Annotated in this window: 14 protein-coding genes and 2 tRNA genes; 3 read left to right on the plus strand and 13 right to left on the minus strand. The window is 51.7% G+C overall.

Going from position 1 to position 14,511, the window contains the following annotated elements; all coding sequences use genetic code 11:
• Positions 1-106: 106 nt before the first annotated feature.
• On the plus strand, positions 107-931 hold the full coding sequence (locus QZV31_RS09965) for a hypothetical protein (RefSeq protein ID WP_295360106.1): 825 nt from the start codon (positions 107-109) through the stop codon (positions 929-931).
• Here the strand turns inward: QZV31_RS09965 and lgt are convergent.
• Together lgt and QZV31_RS09975 are read right to left on the minus strand one after the other, a co-directional pair.
• A complete protein-coding gene (lgt, locus tag QZV31_RS09970; RefSeq protein WP_295360109.1) occupies positions 910-1,728 on the minus strand; it encodes a prolipoprotein diacylglyceryl transferase in 819 nt (272 codons plus the stop codon). The two genes, QZV31_RS09965 and lgt, sit on opposite strands and share 22 nt — an antisense overlap.
• A gap of 247 nt (positions 1,729-1,975) precedes the next feature.
• Positions 1,976-2,428, minus strand: coding sequence for a hypothetical protein (locus QZV31_RS09975; RefSeq protein WP_295360111.1), 453 nt, complete (start codon positions 2,426-2,428; stop codon positions 1,976-1,978).
• Between the two features lie 310 nt (positions 2,429-2,738).
• Here QZV31_RS09975 and QZV31_RS09980 point away from each other — a divergent pair.
• A tRNA-Gln gene (locus QZV31_RS09980) sits at positions 2,739-2,812 on the plus strand.
• Between the two features lie 77 nt (positions 2,813-2,889).
• Positions 2,890-2,964 (plus strand) — tRNA-Glu (locus tag QZV31_RS09985).
• Positions 2,965-3,088: 124 nt separating this feature from the next.
• On the opposite strand, the gene larE is transcribed toward QZV31_RS09985, so the two are convergent.
• The 11 genes from larE to deoC form a co-directional block, all read right to left on the minus strand.
• Complete coding sequence (larE, locus tag QZV31_RS09990) at positions 3,089-3,916, minus strand: ATP-dependent sacrificial sulfur transferase LarE (protein WP_295360114.1); 828 nt, start codon at positions 3,914-3,916, stop codon at positions 3,089-3,091.
• Between the two features lie 93 nt (positions 3,917-4,009).
• Positions 4,010-4,765 (minus strand): amino acid ABC transporter ATP-binding protein, encoded by a 756-nt coding sequence (locus tag QZV31_RS09995; protein WP_295360117.1) that lies wholly within the window; start codon positions 4,763-4,765, stop codon positions 4,010-4,012.
• A 6-nt stretch (positions 4,766-4,771) separates the two neighbouring features.
• Positions 4,772-5,422 carry an amino acid ABC transporter permease gene (locus QZV31_RS10000; RefSeq protein WP_295360120.1) on the minus strand — a complete coding sequence of 217 codons (651 nt, stop codon included), beginning with the start codon at positions 5,420-5,422 and terminating at the stop codon, positions 4,772-4,774.
• Between the two features lie 210 nt (positions 5,423-5,632).
• Complete coding sequence (locus QZV31_RS10005) at positions 5,633-6,415, minus strand: amino acid ABC transporter substrate-binding protein (RefSeq protein WP_093729944.1); 783 nt, start codon at positions 6,413-6,415, stop codon at positions 5,633-5,635.
• A gap of 312 nt (positions 6,416-6,727) precedes the next feature.
• Positions 6,728-8,731, minus strand: coding sequence for an ABC-F family ATP-binding cassette domain-containing protein (locus tag QZV31_RS10010; protein ID WP_295360125.1), 2,004 nt, complete (start codon positions 8,729-8,731; stop codon positions 6,728-6,730).
• A 105-nt stretch (positions 8,732-8,836) separates the two neighbouring features.
• Entirely contained in the window at positions 8,837-9,649 is an 813-nt protein-coding gene (locus QZV31_RS10015; protein WP_295360128.1) for a formate/nitrite transporter family protein, read from the minus strand.
• A gap of 101 nt (positions 9,650-9,750) precedes the next feature.
• Positions 9,751-10,869: a nucleoside hydrolase gene (locus tag QZV31_RS10020; RefSeq protein ID WP_295360130.1), complete on the minus strand. Its 1,119-nt coding sequence runs from the start codon at positions 10,867-10,869 to the stop codon at positions 9,751-9,753.
• A gap of 343 nt (positions 10,870-11,212) precedes the next feature.
• A complete protein-coding gene (gene rlmH, locus QZV31_RS10025; protein ID WP_295360133.1) occupies positions 11,213-11,692 on the minus strand; it encodes a 23S rRNA (pseudouridine(1915)-N(3))-methyltransferase RlmH in 480 nt (159 codons plus the stop codon).
• A gap of 219 nt (positions 11,693-11,911) precedes the next feature.
• Entirely contained in the window at positions 11,912-13,057 is a 1,146-nt protein-coding gene (locus QZV31_RS10030) for a trypsin-like peptidase domain-containing protein (protein ID WP_295360136.1), read from the minus strand.
• Positions 13,035-13,859 carry an MBL fold metallo-hydrolase gene (locus tag QZV31_RS10035; protein WP_295360138.1) on the minus strand — a complete coding sequence of 275 codons (825 nt, stop codon included), beginning with the start codon at positions 13,857-13,859 and terminating at the stop codon, positions 13,035-13,037. Before QZV31_RS10035 ends, QZV31_RS10030 begins: the two co-directional genes overlap by 23 nt.
• A complete protein-coding gene (deoC, locus tag QZV31_RS10040; RefSeq protein WP_295360141.1) occupies positions 13,856-14,509 on the minus strand; it encodes a deoxyribose-phosphate aldolase in 654 nt (217 codons plus the stop codon). Before deoC ends, QZV31_RS10035 begins: the two co-directional genes overlap by 4 nt.
• Between the last annotated feature and the right edge of the window lie 2 nt (positions 14,510-14,511).

Genomic DNA, 14,511 nt, shown 5'->3' on the forward strand with positions numbered 1-14,511 from the left:
TTGCGGTAGGAGACTGAACCAATCCACAGCATCCTCTACAGTGTAGCATATGACCTTGGAGAGGGTCACTAAAAACTACTACTCTATAATACAAGGAGAGTTCCCTATGAAAAAAATTCTTTTACTTGTACTGACAATGGTTTTTGCGTTTACCTGCGCCCTGTCGGCGTCCGCCAACCCCTATGGCGGCGTGCCCATCGCCCACACGTTCCCTGCGGGCATGACGCCGGCCGAAACCCTGGAGTATTTCCACCATAAAATTACCGACGGCGAGCCGGGGCTGGCCTGGGACATACTTACCGAAGATTATAAGAACGCGTTCCGAAGCTATGGTAATTTTACAGAAGGTTACCGGACAACCCTCTCCAGCCGGCCCAGCAATATCCGTCAATTGCAGCGGGATGCCGATACCATGGAAGTATTCTACCTGCTGAAGGCGGAAGACCGCGAAAACGACAGGCAGATCGTTGTACAGACCTTTGAATGCTCTGCCGTTATGAAACGGGTGTACGGTTCCTGGAAGATCGACAGCGGAACCGGAAAACGGTTAAGCCGCGTTGTACTGAATTCCCGTGAAACGGCCCGGGCCGTCCTGATGGATTACCATGAATGTATCACCAACAAAGAATTTCGACGGGCCTGGAGTTTTTTAGGTGATGGCTACAAAAAATCCTTTGGCAGTTTTTCCGCATTCTGTAACGGATTCACCACAACGGTAAGCAGCGTGATCAGCGATACGGTGAACGTGGCCGACGGTCCTGATATGCTCTCCATCCAATACACGCTGACGGCAAAAGACGCAACGCCGGAATCCAATGTTGTCCAGATTTTTAAAGGTACGGCGAATCTGGAAGTCGTGCCGGGCCGCGGCTGGATCATCTTCTCTGCCGAAAACAAACTGGAAAGCCGTTATTTCCCGCCTAAGTGGTGATCCGGCGGCGCCATCATCCGTTCCGGATCGTGCTTCGCCAAATACCCAAAGTACAGGAAGAAACCGAGGCACACCAGCATGAACCCGGCGCTGGTAGCCTGGGCGCTGGTAAATCCGAAGAGCCAGGGTTCCGCGTAATCGCCCCGCAGAAATTCCAGACAGAAACGTTCCAGCGAATACAGGAAACCGTAGAGACATAACGCCTGCCCTTTGGCATGGGGAAACGCGCGGAACACCAGCAGCAGCGCAAACACTACCACATCAAGCTGGCCCTCCCACACTTCCGCAGGCCATAAAGGCTGGGTTCCGTACGTGGCACGGGCCAGGGTCCCCTCGGGGTAAATAATACCAAAGTCGTCGCCGGTAGGCGCGCCGAAGGCATCCCCGTTCAGCAGATTGGCCATACGGCCTACCGCCTGTCCCAAGATCATGGCCGGACAGACGATATCCGCCAGCGCCAGCCAGTCGATCTTATGCAGCTTGCAATACACAATACCGGTAAGCAAACCGCCAAGCATGCCCCCCTGGACCGCCATCCCCCCCTGCCACACAAAGGGAATCTCCAGCAGGTGATTCTGGTAATAACTCCAGTCAAAGAAAAAAACATCCCAGAGGCGGGCGCCGATCAGCCCGGCAAAGCCGCCGTAAATGCCGATATCCAGCACGTGCTCGTGCCAGCGGCCGTCCTGCCGCGCCAGAAAATACGCCGTGCCGGTGGCCAGAAAAATTGCAAGGGTGAGCATTAGCCCGTACATGCGTATGGGGAAATCGCCTATATGAAATAAATACTGGTGCATCGTGTTATCTCCGTTCTATAGGTTACTATGCATAAGATTTGAATTAAGGAGAAGCTGATTCATTCCTCTCCGTAACCCATTCCTATTATATCATTCCGCCGGATCATTTTACAGTGAATTATAAAGGAAACACTGATTCATTCGTCTGTACGCTGACCGGTGCTTTTGTAACTGACTGCGTCAATGTCCCGCAACGCAGTTACGCCAGCTTCCCTGCCTGTCAGAACCGGAAAACGGCGAAACCCTCCTACAGTTTTATCGCAATCAGATACAGAACCGCGCAATATGCTATGACAAAAAGGCACTCCCCCACCGAGCCCACTTTGAACAGGCGGGGCAGCACCGTCATCCGTTTGGTGGGATACAGCACCGGTACCGGTCCGCAGACGGCGTCTTCCAGTATATGGAGCAGTCCCCCGGCGGCAAACCAGAAAAGGAACCGCCGCATCATCGGTATGAGGCCCGCCTGCCACATCTGTACCCCGGTCACAGACAACACGTCCGGCGTCCAGAAAAAGGCCAGCGCTGCCACATACAGTACAAACCAGTGGGAACAGGAACGATGCGCGGACTGCCAGAACAAGCCTTCCGACTTGTCCGGAAACAGACTGCCAAGCATGGCGCTGCCGGCGATGAATACGTTATGGGTCGCCACATACAGTGTGGCAAAGGTAACAATGCTGTGTGATACTCCGGTCACTGTGCTTTCCTTTCCGTTCTTTCCGGTTAATCCGTTCAGAGCCCTACTCCAACGGCAAAGTTTGTCGTTTTGAAACCAGCGCTTATCATTTTGAAACAGTTGTTCGTTTTTATTATAGCACGTTTTTTATAAATGAAAAGCGAACAGAACAAAAAACTTTCCATTCGTTCCCGCCTCATTCAAGTTCCCGAACGAAAAACAGAACCATACCGCCGTGCGTAAGGAGACGCTGATTAAAAAACTTTTAAGAAAATGTTAAAAAAACTATTGACATTTTCTTACTATTGCGCTATCATAAACAAGTACTCACTCCGGGATGGTGTAATGGTAGCACAGGAGATTCTGGATCTTCTTGTCTGGGTTCGAGCCCTAGTCCCGGAGCCATTTTTTTATCTGAAAAAATTTGCCGATATGGTTTTCACTTTTGGCAGATTTGTAGTATAATAGTTACGTAATCTCACGGCGCCATGGTCAAGAGGTCAAGACGTCGCCCTCTCAAGGCGAAATCATGGGTTCAATTCCCATTGGCGCTGCCACATAAAAATAACTCCGTTATCTGAAAAGGTAACGGAGTTTTTTATTTTATGACCTTACCAAAACCCGGATTCATTCCCCCGCACGCCGGCCGACGCCTGCGCGACTGACGGCGTTACTGTCCCTTTAGCAGTTCTGCTGCGGTTTCGGCAGCCCTGCATCCATGCTGCCGCTGCGGAATCCTGCCAGGTCCAGCGTAATGTAATTGTAGCCCAGTTCCTTAAAACGGGCAACAATTTTGTTGCGGGTATTCACCTGCGCCATCAGGGTGATTTGGGACGGTTCCACTTCAATGCGCACCAGAGTTCCGTAACTGCGCACCCGGATATGGGTAAAGCCCAGCTTCGCCAGGAAATCTTCTGCCTGTTCGACCCGGGCCAGCTTTTCCGGCGTAATGGGCTCTCCGTACTGGATACGGGTCGCAAGACAGGCATATGACGGTTTGGACGCCGTAAAGAGCCCCATGTCCCGGCTCAGTTTACGAATCTCGTCTTTACTGAGGCCTGCCTCCCTCAACGGGCTCCGGATGCCTAATTCAGCCAGCGCCTTTGACCCCGGACGGTATTCTTTCACGTCATCCGCATTGCTGCCGTCCACCACATTGGTAAATCCGTCTTCTGCCACATACGCCTGAATCGCGCTGAAGATAGCCTTTTTACAATAATAGCAACGTTCCGGCCCGTTAGCCACAAATTCAGGAATGCTCATCTGGTCAAAATCCAGATAGCGGTGCTTCACGCCCATACGCTGGGCAAAGCGCTGGGCATCGTCCTTTTCATGCTCTGCATAGCTTATGGAGGTCGCCGTCACCGCAATCAGCTTTACGTGATACATCCGCGCCGCCACGGCCAGCAGCAGGGCGGAATCGACGCCGCCGCTGAAAGCAACGGCCACGTTGCCCATCTCTTCTAATATATTTTCCAGTTTTTTTCGTTTGTTTTCCAGTTCATTCATCAGGAAACCTCCCGAATTACAACAGCATATTTTTTACCGAGTCATAACAAATTGTTTGATTCGGAAACCACATCATGGTAATTTATCTGCCACTCATTTCAAGATACTCTTCAGGAAACTCTTGAGCCGTTCATTTTTCGGATGTCCGAATATTTCTTCCGGCGCCCCCTGCTCCTGGATGTATCCGTCGGCCATAAAGAGCACTTTTGTCGCCACTTCCCGGGCAAACCCCATCTCGTGGGTCACCACAACCATGGTCATATGCTCTTCTGCCAGGCTGCGCATGGTTCGCAGCACTTCCCCCGTCAACTCCGGATCCAGGGAAGATGTGGGTTCGTCAAAGAGCATGATATCCGGATTCATGCAAAGGGCCCGGGCAATGGCCACACGCTGCTGCTGCCCGCCGGACAGGCGCAGGGGATACTGGTCCCGTTTATCCAGCAGGCCAACCTTTTCCAGCAGGGCTTCCGCTTCTTTCTGCACCTCCGCCGGATTCCGTTTCTGTACATGCACCGGCGCTTCCATCAGGTTTTCCAGCACCGTCATGTGGGGAAACAGGTTAAACTGCTGGAACACCATGCCCATTTTGCAGGCAATCTGAGAGGAATTTCCGGCATAATTCACATTTCCCTTTTCGTCCGTGCTCACCAGCGTTTCCCCATCGACTAAAATGGTTCCCCCGTTGATGGTTTCCAGTTTGTTCAGACAGCGGAGAAAGGTGCTCTTGCCGCCGCCGGAAGGCCCGATGATGGCAACGACTTCCCCTTCGTCCACGGTCATGTCAATGCCTTTCAGCACTTCCAGCTCATCAAATTTTTTACAAACGTTCCTTGCTTCTATCTTACGCATAATCTCTCAGTCCCATCTTGCGAAATGCTTTTCCAGTTTGTTGAACCCAAAAGTAAGAATTAACGTCATCACCAGATAAAACACGGCGGCCACCACGAACGGCATAATGTTAAAATCGCGCTGCACCAGGTTCCGGGTGGTGCGCAGCAGGTCGTTCATGGCCAGCACGTAGATTAATGACGTATCTTTTACCAGGGTAATGGTTTCGTTGCTGACCGGAGGCAGAATAATTTTAAAGACCTGGGGCAGGATGATCCGCTTCATGGTCTGCACATAATTCATGCCCAGGGTTTTGGCCGCTTCATACTGTCCTTTGGGGATCGCCTGGATACCGGCGCGGAAAATTTCACAGAAATAAGCGCCGTAGTTCAGCACAAAGGCCAGCACCGCCGCCGGGAAATCATCCAGGCGGACGCCGATGACCGGGATAAAGGGCAGGCCGAAATACACAAACAGAAGCTGCAGCATCAGGGGCGTGCCACGCAGCACATACACATAGGCCGCCACCGCGTTGCGCAGTATCTTAAAAGACGAAACCCTGCAGAACGCAAGAAGGATGCCCAGGGGAATCGCCAGCACAATTGTAATAAAGAAAAGCCGTAAGGTGTCTACGGTCCCCAGCAGCATCTGGGGAATAATTGAAATGATATAGTCCATAAAATGCTCCGTTATTTCAGGAACGGCTGCTGCTTCAGCCTGCATAACAGCAGAAGAGAAAATCAGCGGCTCCTTAACGCACGCAAAGGCCGGTGGTACAAACCATCGGCCTTGCTGTTATTTTCTTTAAGATAGATGTAACAACAACGTCAGTTGCCTGCAAGAACCGGTCCGATTCACAGGTTTGCGCAGCCTTCCGTTGCCGAAGGATTATTTTTTATCCTCGTAGCGGGTGATGTCCGTACCGAACCACTGCATGGAGATCTTCTTGCAGGTACCGTCTTTCTTCATTTCGTCCAGAATCTTGTCGATGCGGGCCGCAAATTCCTTGTCGTCCTTGCGGAAACCAACGCCCACAACTTCTTTGCCCAAGTCTTCTTTCAGCACTTTGTACTTGCCGGGAGCCTTCTTCATGTAGTAACGGACCAAGATTTCGTCCACAACAACCGCATCCAGACGTTTGGAGTCGATGTCCAGGAATGCTGCAGCGAAGTCAGGATATTTTTTGTATTCTTTCAGGCCTTTGCGCAGATCAGCATACTTGCCGTCCAGCAGATAGCTGCCGGTGGAATCGTCCTGCACGCCGACGGTTTTGCCTTTCAAATCAGCCAGCGTCTCGACTTTGGAATCGACGGGCACGGCCACAACCTGGCAGTTGTTGATGTAGGGTTTGGAGAACTGGATCACTTTCTCACGTTCCGGGTTGATGGTGAAGCAGTTCCAGATAGCGTCGATACGCTTGCCGTTCAGCTCGGCTTCCTTGGCGCTCCAGTCAATGGGTTTGAAAGTAACTTCCATGCCCGCGCGTTTGCAGGCTTCCCTTGCCAGATCGATGTCGAAGCCGACAATTTCATTTTTCTCGTTGCGGAACCCCATAGGAGCAAAGTTATCGTCCAGGCCGATAACCATCTTTTTCGGACCGCTGTTGCCGCAGCCCACAACCATAAGCATCATCATTATGGAAAATAATACCAGACAAATCTTTTTCACGATGGAAAACCCCTTCCTCATATTTATGGTATATTTATTATACTTTATCTTGCTAAATTTGTAAAGGGCTAAAACAGGATCTGCAAGCATAAGATTATGCCGCAAGGGCAAGGCATAAGCAAACCATCGGCAACGATTGCGTCATTCCATGAGATGAAATGAGCCGTCGTGGCGAGGCTGTTTGAGGGACGAAGTCCCGAGTTCCGAAGCCACAGGCGAATAAATCCATGGAATAGCAGTCATTGACGGGTTTGTGTTGCCTTGTCCTTGCCGGAATATTTTATAGCTTGCTAAATTCCTTTTTATATATCTTATCTATCCTTCTTTATCACTGAGTTCCAGCCAGCGTTCCGTCAGCGTTTCCAGTTCCTTTTCCACCCGGTTTAAGTCGTCTGATAATTGCGCTATTTTTTCATAGTCATTCCCGGCCAGGGTTATTTCCCGGGAAATCATTTTGCTTTCCGCTTCTTTTCCCGCTATGGTTTCTTCCAGCTTTTCCAGTTCAATTTTTTCACTGAACGTAAGGCCGGCAGATTTGTTTTCGGTTTCTTTTTCACCCATTCCATCCGCTTCAGCCTGTTCTCTTTTTGCACCGTCACCGGAACCTGCAGTCCGGTTCTTCTCTGCCGGTTTCTTTTTGTTTTGCGAATTTTTCTGCAGCACTTCGCCGGTGCCTTTCAGTTCTTCCTGCTCCAGCGCCTCCAGCTGCCTGCTTCTTTCGTAATCGCTGTAGCCACCGGGGTACTGCCGCAGCACACCGCCTGCCTCAACGGCAAAGATTCGTCTGGCAAAACGGTCCAGGAAATATCGGTCATGGGACACAGCAATCACAGCCCCCGCAAAGGTATCCAGATACTCTTCCAGTACCGACAGCGTAGGGATATCCAGGTCATTGGTAGGTTCGTCCAGCAGCAGCACGTTCGGCGCTTCCATCAGAATGCGCAGCAGGTACAGCCTCCGCTGTTCCCCTCCGCTGAGTTTGCTGATGGGCACCCACTGCAGTTCCGGCGGGAACAGGAACCGTTCCAGCATCATGGCCGCGCTGATATAGGTCCCGTCTGCCGCCAGCACATAATTGCCCGCGTCCCGTATGTATTCCAGCACACGCTCCCTGGTGTCGGGAAACTCACTGTGCTGGGAAAAATAACCAATCTTCACCGTCTGCCCGATGGTTACCTTACCGCTGTCAGGCTGCAGGCGTCCGGCAATGATATCCATCAGGGTGGTCTTCCCCACACCGTTGGAGCCGATGATTCCCACCCGGTCATCCCGCAGCAGGATATAACTGAAATCGTGGATGTATTCAATCCCTTCATAAAAACAGGATACGTGTTCCAGTTCCACCACCGTCTTGCCAAGGCGGGTCGCCGCGGAAGTGATTTCCAGTTCCTGCCGGTTCACCTTTTCTTTGGCAGCCGCTTCGATTTCCGCAAATCGTTCTACCCGGTCCTTCTTTTTAGTACGGCGGGCTTCCGCACCCCGGCTGATCCAGGCAAGCTCCCGCCGGTAAATATTCTGCAGCTTACGGGCCGCCGCGCTTTCCAGTTCCCTCCGCTCCGCTCTTTTTTTCAGGAAGCCGCTGTAGTTAGCGGTGTACAGATAGGCAGTGCCGTTATCCAGTTCCAGCGTGCGGTTGATGACGCGGTCGAAGAAATACCGGTCGTGGGTCACCATCAGCAGCGCGCCTTTACGTTTCTGTAGCTGTCCCTCCAGCCAGGCAACGGTTTCATTGTCCATGTGGTTCGTCGGCTCATCCAGGATCAGCAAATCGGAGGGACGCACCAGCACGCCGGCCAGGGCTACCCGCTTGCGCTGCCCGCCGGACAGGGTCTTCATCTTCTGATTGAAATTCGAAATCCCCAAACGGTTTAATACAGCCTTTGCCTCGCTTTCCAGCTGCCAGGCAAAATGCTGGTCCATCTGCTGTTGCACTTCCAGTAGTCTCCGCTGCACCGCTGCATCATTCGGATGCAGCGCCGTTTCATCTAACACGGTTTCATAGCTCCGCAGCAGTTTCATCATGGGGGAATCGCCCCGGAAAATCTGCTCGATCACCGTGGCATCCGGGGCAAAAGGAGGGTCCTGCGGCAGATATTCAATGACGCAGGTACCGTTCGGGATAATCTTTCCCGGTTCACCCGTTTCCGGGTCCTTGCCCCCGTCCAGTTCCGCAATATGCCGCAGCAATGTGGATTTCCCTGTACCGTTGATACCGATGAGGCCGATTTTATCTCCGGTTTCAATATTGAAATTTACATTTTTAAAAAGCGTCCGTTCCCCATAACTGTGGGCCAGATTCTCAATCGAAAGAAGTAACATAAATCCACCTTTTATAAAAGAAGCCTGCTGTATTGCAAGCAGGCTTTAGCTCGGTTATGATCAGACAGTATAATATAAAGTTTCTGACATAAACCAGTTTGTTTTTTATTTTTTCCCGTAACAATACCAGAAGATAAAACTGATGGCAAGTCCGCCTAATATATTGCCCAGCGTCACGGGCAGGAGATTTCCCATAACGAAACTTCCCCAGCTGACGTTGGCAAGATTGACTCCGGCTTTCACAGCCAGCGCCTGATAGGTCGGGTTCGAAGCGGCAAAAATACCGGCGGGCACATAATACATGTTGGCAATGCTGTGCTCAAAGCCGCAGATGACGAAGAAAGCTACCGGCATATAGGCTCCGATGAAACGTCCGATGGTATCTTTAGAGCCCAGACTGATCAGTACGCCAATGGTTACCAGCACATTACAGAAAAAGCCCAGTCCCACCGCCGTCAGAAACGGAATCGAATTTTTGGCCGCCGCCACCTTGATAGCCGACACGGCAAAGCCGCCGCCGGACAAATTCAGGCATCCTAAAAACGCCATTCCCGCTGCTACCAGAATAGCGCCGCAGAAATTACCGATATACACCCACACCCAGTTGCGCAGCATGGAACCGAATCCTGTTTTTCCTTCAAAAACGGAAATATTGATTAACACGTTTCCGGTAAATAATTCTGCGCCGGTAAGAATGACCATGGCCAGACCAAAGGGGAACAGCAGACCGCTGACCATCTTCGCAAGCCCCGCATTGGGGATAGCATGGGACGCGGTACTGGCCGTGGCGCCGCCCATAGCAATCAGGAAACCGGCCAGCATACCCAGCAAAAGCATTTTACCGACTGGCAATGACGCTTTTTTCACGCCAGCCTGGGCATAATTCTCCGTAAATTCAGCAGGGGTAAAGAGATTCATAAACAAGTTCCTCTACGTTTACAACATAACCTTGGAACCGCCGGTCCGTTCGCCGGAATGTTTGTCATCGACCATGCGAACGGCACAGGTTCAACAGTTCCTTATAATTTATCAAAGGTATCCGTTACGATTTTCCAGACTTTCTTGCGGTCAATCTTCTGTACGATGTGAGCCTTTTGGGAACCTTCCGGTCCCGGCCCCGCAAAGGCCAGCGTCTCACCGTAAGACAGGGAGTAGGTATCGTTTACGTCAACCGGCATGAACACTTCTTCGGTAACGATGGACGGATCAAGCACATAAGACGCGGCCAGTACATCCCAGATATAGTTCTCGAATTTTTGATTATTCCGGAACAGCGGGGTCTGGTAATGATTTTCCCACATATGTTTAAAGACGGGATTTTTTACCCGCTTTTCCAGATCCAGGAAATTCTTGTAATTGATTCTTTCGTTTTCACATACATCCAGCGGGAAGAAGGTCTGTTTGGGCCAGGCTCCGCGATATTCCTTCTTTGCGGATTCCGGATCCAGCCACACATTAAACTCCGCGGTAGGCATTACATTACCCGCGTGCAGGAACGCGCCTGCCATGTATACGATTTCCTTAGCCAGCGGGGCGATGGACGGATCTTTTTCCAACGCTTTGGCAATATTGCCGCCGGTGCCGATCCCTACAATCGTCACTTTATGAGGATTTTCTTTAATGGTACGGATGATAAAATCGCTGGCGTCTTCCGCCTTCGGCCCAACGGTAGGCTCGCTCTTATACCGTTCCCGGTACGTTTCCTGCCAGGAAGCAGGCTTAGGATACCCCGCTGCGCCCAAGTGGGAGTCGTGGCCGCGGCCCCACAGTTTCTTTTCTGCCTTAATATTTTCGATACGGCCGGGCCGGGTCGGTTTGTTATTGCCGGCAAAAACCGGTATATCGGTCCTGCCGATGCCTTCCAGATGACGAATCGTGCTGGCTACGCCGTCTTCAACCCAGCTGTTGCCAATCACCACCGTTACGCCCTTTAAGTCTACTTTGGGAGACTGGGCCAATATCAGTAAGGCTACGCCGTCATCAAACAAATCCACCATGTCCGCGTCCAGAATGACGGGGATTTTTTCCGGTGCTTTCGCTACAGGTGCCTTTGCGGCAGAAGCCGTCACGGTCATCGCCGTGGCGCCCACCAGAGCCGCAACACAAGTCGTCTGCAACAAACGTTTCCAGGTTTTCATCGGATCTCCTCCCTCCAGGTGTCAAGAATATATTTTCAGACTTTTAAAAAAAGCTAGTCTTTCTAAAAACATTATACACTAAAATTGAGTATGGTGCATTACCATTTTATAAAAAAGGGGAAGCAGCGGTAACGTGATGCTGGCAGGGAAAAGGCATGAGCAAAACTTCAAACGGGTTGCGTCATTCCATGAGATGAAATATGCCGTCGTGGCGAGGCTGTCTGAGGGACGAAGTCCCGAGTTCCGAAGCCACAGGCAAATGAGTCCATGGAATAGCAAGCCGTGAGCGTTTTGCAATGTCTTTTCCCTGCCGCTTCACGCCGTCATACAAACTCTTAATCGTTTACCAATGATACTTTTCCCCCTTACTGATCTTAAACGCTCTGTAAATCTGTTCCGCCAGCAGCACGCGGATCATCTGGTGCGTAAAGGTCAGTTTGGAAAAGGACCAGCGGAAGTCCGCTTTTTTCCGCAACGCATCCGTATAGCCGAAAGCGCCGCCGATGACATACGTAATATGGCTGACGCCCTGTACTGCCAGCGCATCCATTTTTTCCGCCAGTTCCGGACTGGTAATCTGCTTTCCCTGTAAGTCCAGCAGAATTACATAGGAATGCTCAGGAATTATGGACAGCAGCCGTTGTGTTTCCTTTTCCAGCACCTGCATCCGTTCAGCTTCCGAAGGCTCCTGCGGCATTTTTTCTTCATTGATGCTTATAATCTCCAGTTTGCAGAAAGGCTGCAGCCGTTTCACATATTCATCCATGGCTGCCGTCAGATATTTTTCTTTCAGTTTGCCTACGCAGGCAATGGTAATTTTCATAGGTGTTCACCGTTAAATTTTTTGAACCATAAATCAAATTCGTGTTCCGGCAATGAAACATGCATTGCAACTTTTTGTTGCAAACAATTAACAATCTGACTGGTGTTGAAAAAAGCCGCCCAGGTACGGGCGGCTCTTCAATTTTTAACAGCCACATAGGCCTGAAACTTCTTCATTGCAAAAGCAGGTTTCTGATGCAAAACTTCACATTCGGGCCAATCAGCTTCTCGGATATTCCTGCAGGGTTACGGCCAGCGTCATCTGGGTCTCGTTTCGCAGAATGGTGATATTCACCTGGTCGCCCACCTGGTGTTTCGCAATTTCATCCCGCAATGCGGCAACGGTATGAACTTTCACCCCGTTAAACTCGGTGATGATATCGCCGGTGCGTGCGCCGGAGCGGGCCAGCGGGCCGCCCTTGGACAGCTTCATGATAAACAGGCCGTCATGCAGGTCCATATCGAAGCCGTAATGTTTGGCAATGTCTTTGTCAATAAGGGACGCGCCTACATACGGGTGAGCTACCCGGCCTTTGGCCGCCAGTTCTTTGATGATGGGTTTTACATTATTGATAGGAATGGCAAAGCCCATGCCCTCTACATTGGATACGCCAATCTTGGCGCTGTTGATACCGATGATTTCACCGTCCGCGTTCACCAGGGCGCCGCCGGAGTTACCCGGGTTGATGGCTGCGTCTGTCTGGAACAGGGTGAACTTCTTTTCCCCGATTTCCACGGAACGGTTCAGGGCGGAGATAATGCCCACAGTTACGCTGCCCCGGAATTCCATACCCAGCGGGTTGCCGATGGCAATGGCCGGTTCGCCCACCTGCACCGTAGAGGAGTCACCGAACTCGGCAACCGGCAGATTGTCCAGATCAATCTTTACTACAGCCAGGTCCGTGGCTGCGTCTGTTCCCAGCACTTTACCCTGGGCACTGCGTCCGTCCGCCAGGCTCACGATGATTTCGGACGCTCCGTCCACCACGTGGTTATTGGTCACGATCAGACCGGATTTATCATAGATAACACCGGAACCGTAGCCACGTTCCGCCAGCTGCACCCGGTTGAAAAAGTCCCGTACATACGCCTTGTTGGTAATACCCACGACCGTAGGCCCAACCTTTTTAGCAGCCTGTACGATAGGCGTATTCCGTGCGCCGGACATCTTCTTGTCAATTTCTTCCGCTTTCTTTTCAGCGTTCTTCTGCGCCGCCTGTTCCGTTGCCGGAGCCGCCGGTTTCTTGTTGGCATCCGGAGCCGCAGCCTTGCCGCTGTCGCCGCCGCAGCCACTAAACAGCATACTCATTGCCAGCAATAAGCTGAAGGTTAATTTACCTGCCTTATTCAAAAATGTTTTGCTCATGGTAATCCTCCCATTCTCTATTTTTAACTACTTCGTCCTGCGAAGTGACATAGAACTGAATCATTGCGTTCGGGCATTGCTGTGTAACAATACCCTGGACTGTGGACAAGGCCAGATCCGGCGTATTGTTCTCCTGGCTCAGGTGTGCCAGAAAAACCTGCCGTGGCAATGCTTTCATCGTTGTCAGCAGTCGGCCGGCCGTCTCGTTGGCCAGGTGTCCCCGGGTTCCTAAAATACGCTTCTGAAGCACCGGCGGATAGCTTCCGTTTTTCAGCAGGATGGGGTCGTGATTGGTTTCAATTACCAGCACTTCGGCTCCGTCCAACTCGCGTTTTACAATATCGCTGACATACCCGGTATCCGTTACGTAACTGAAGGTATGGCCCTTGCACCGGAACGAATACCCGGCCGGTTCCTGCGCATCGTGCGATACAGAAAAGCTGCGCACCTGCAGACCGCCCAGCGTGAGTTCCGTCTGGGGTGCAAAGATATGCCGGTTGCATAACTGCAGGTCAATCCGTGGCAAGGTCTGCTTAATGCCCCGCCAGGTTCCGGCACTAGCATAGATGGGAACAGGGTACTTTTTGGTAAACGTCTCCAGCCCTTTCACATGGTCGATGTGTTCATGGGTGATAAACACCCCGTCCAGATTTTCGGGATGAAGCCCCAGCTTCTGCATTCCCTGCACGATACGGCGGCAGGATATGCCCGCGTCTACCAGCACCATTCCGGCTTCGCAGCGCATCACGGTCGCATTGCCTTTGCTGCCGCTGGCCAGTACTGCTACCTGGAAACAGCTCATGCCCGGGCCTCTTCTTCCGCCAGCCTGACTCCGGCGCTGCAGCCTAACCGTTCCGCTCCGGCTTTCAGCATGGCCTTTGCCGTTGCGTAATCCCGGATTCCTCCCGCAGCTTTTACCCGCAGTCCGAGATTTTTTGCTTCCCCGGACAACAGAGCCACATCTTCCACCGTCGCGCCGCCTTTGTTAAACCCGGTGCTCGTTTTTACAAACGCAGCCCCAGCCTGGGCAATCATCCGGCAGGCACGGATTTTTTCTTCTTCATTTAACAGGCACGCCTCAATAATAACTTTAACAGGGGCTTTCCCTGCCGCAGCGACCACCTGGCGGATATCTTCCACCACATAGGCGTTGTCCCGGCCCTTCAACGCGCCCACGTTGATGACCATATCGATTTCGTCTGCGCCGTTCTGCACCGCGCGACGGGTCGCTTCTGCTTTCACTTCCGGCTCATCGCAGCCTAAAGGGAACCCTACGACGGTCACGACTTTCACCGCCGTTCCCGCCAGCAGATGTTTCGCCAGCGGTACGAAACAGGGATTGATACAAACACCCAGGAAGTTATGTTCACGGGCTTCCTGGCACAGTTTGATTATATCTGCCGTGGTCGCTTCCGGTTTCAATAATGTGTGTTCAATATATTTTTCAATCATAA

Origin of the sequence: uncultured Succiniclasticum sp., from assembly GCF_902793885.1 — a bacterium.
Taxonomy (GTDB): Bacteria; Bacillota; Negativicutes; order Acidaminococcales; family Acidaminococcaceae; genus Succiniclasticum.

Excerpts from the sequence above, each read along its gene's own strand:
- lgt (WP_295360109.1), bottom strand. The coding sequence starts at position 1,728 with ATGCACCAGTATTTATTTCATATAGGCGATTTCCCCATACGCATGTAC.
- rlmH (WP_295360133.1), bottom strand. The coding sequence starts at position 11,692 with ATGAAAATTACCATTGCCTGCGTAGGCAAACTGAAAGAAAAATATCTG.
- QZV31_RS10015 (WP_295360128.1), bottom strand. The coding sequence starts at position 9,649 with ATGAATCTCTTTACCCCTGCTGAATTTACGGAGAATTATGCCCAGGCT.
- QZV31_RS10020 (WP_295360130.1), bottom strand. The coding sequence starts at position 10,869 with ATGAAAACCTGGAAACGTTTGTTGCAGACGACTTGTGTTGCGGCTCTG.
- QZV31_RS10000 (WP_295360120.1), bottom strand. The coding sequence starts at position 5,422 with ATGGACTATATCATTTCAATTATTCCCCAGATGCTGCTGGGGACCGTA.
- QZV31_RS09995 (WP_295360117.1), bottom strand. The coding sequence starts at position 4,765 with ATGCGTAAGATAGAAGCAAGGAACGTTTGTAAAAAATTTGATGAGCTG.
- deoC (WP_295360141.1), bottom strand. The coding sequence starts at position 14,509 with ATGATTGAAAAATATATTGAACACACATTATTGAAACCGGAAGCGACC.
- QZV31_RS10010 (WP_295360125.1), bottom strand. The coding sequence starts at position 8,731 with ATGTTACTTCTTTCGATTGAGAATCTGGCCCACAGTTATGGGGAACGG.
- larE (WP_295360114.1), bottom strand. The coding sequence starts at position 3,916 with ATGAATGAACTGGAAAACAAACGAAAAAAACTGGAAAATATATTAGAA.
- QZV31_RS09965 (WP_295360106.1), top strand. The coding sequence starts at position 107 with ATGAAAAAAATTCTTTTACTTGTACTGACAATGGTTTTTGCGTTTACC.
- QZV31_RS10030 (WP_295360136.1), bottom strand. The coding sequence starts at position 13,057 with ATGAGCAAAACATTTTTGAATAAGGCAGGTAAATTAACCTTCAGCTTA.
- QZV31_RS10035 (WP_295360138.1), bottom strand. The coding sequence starts at position 13,859 with ATGAGCTGTTTCCAGGTAGCAGTACTGGCCAGCGGCAGCAAAGGCAAT.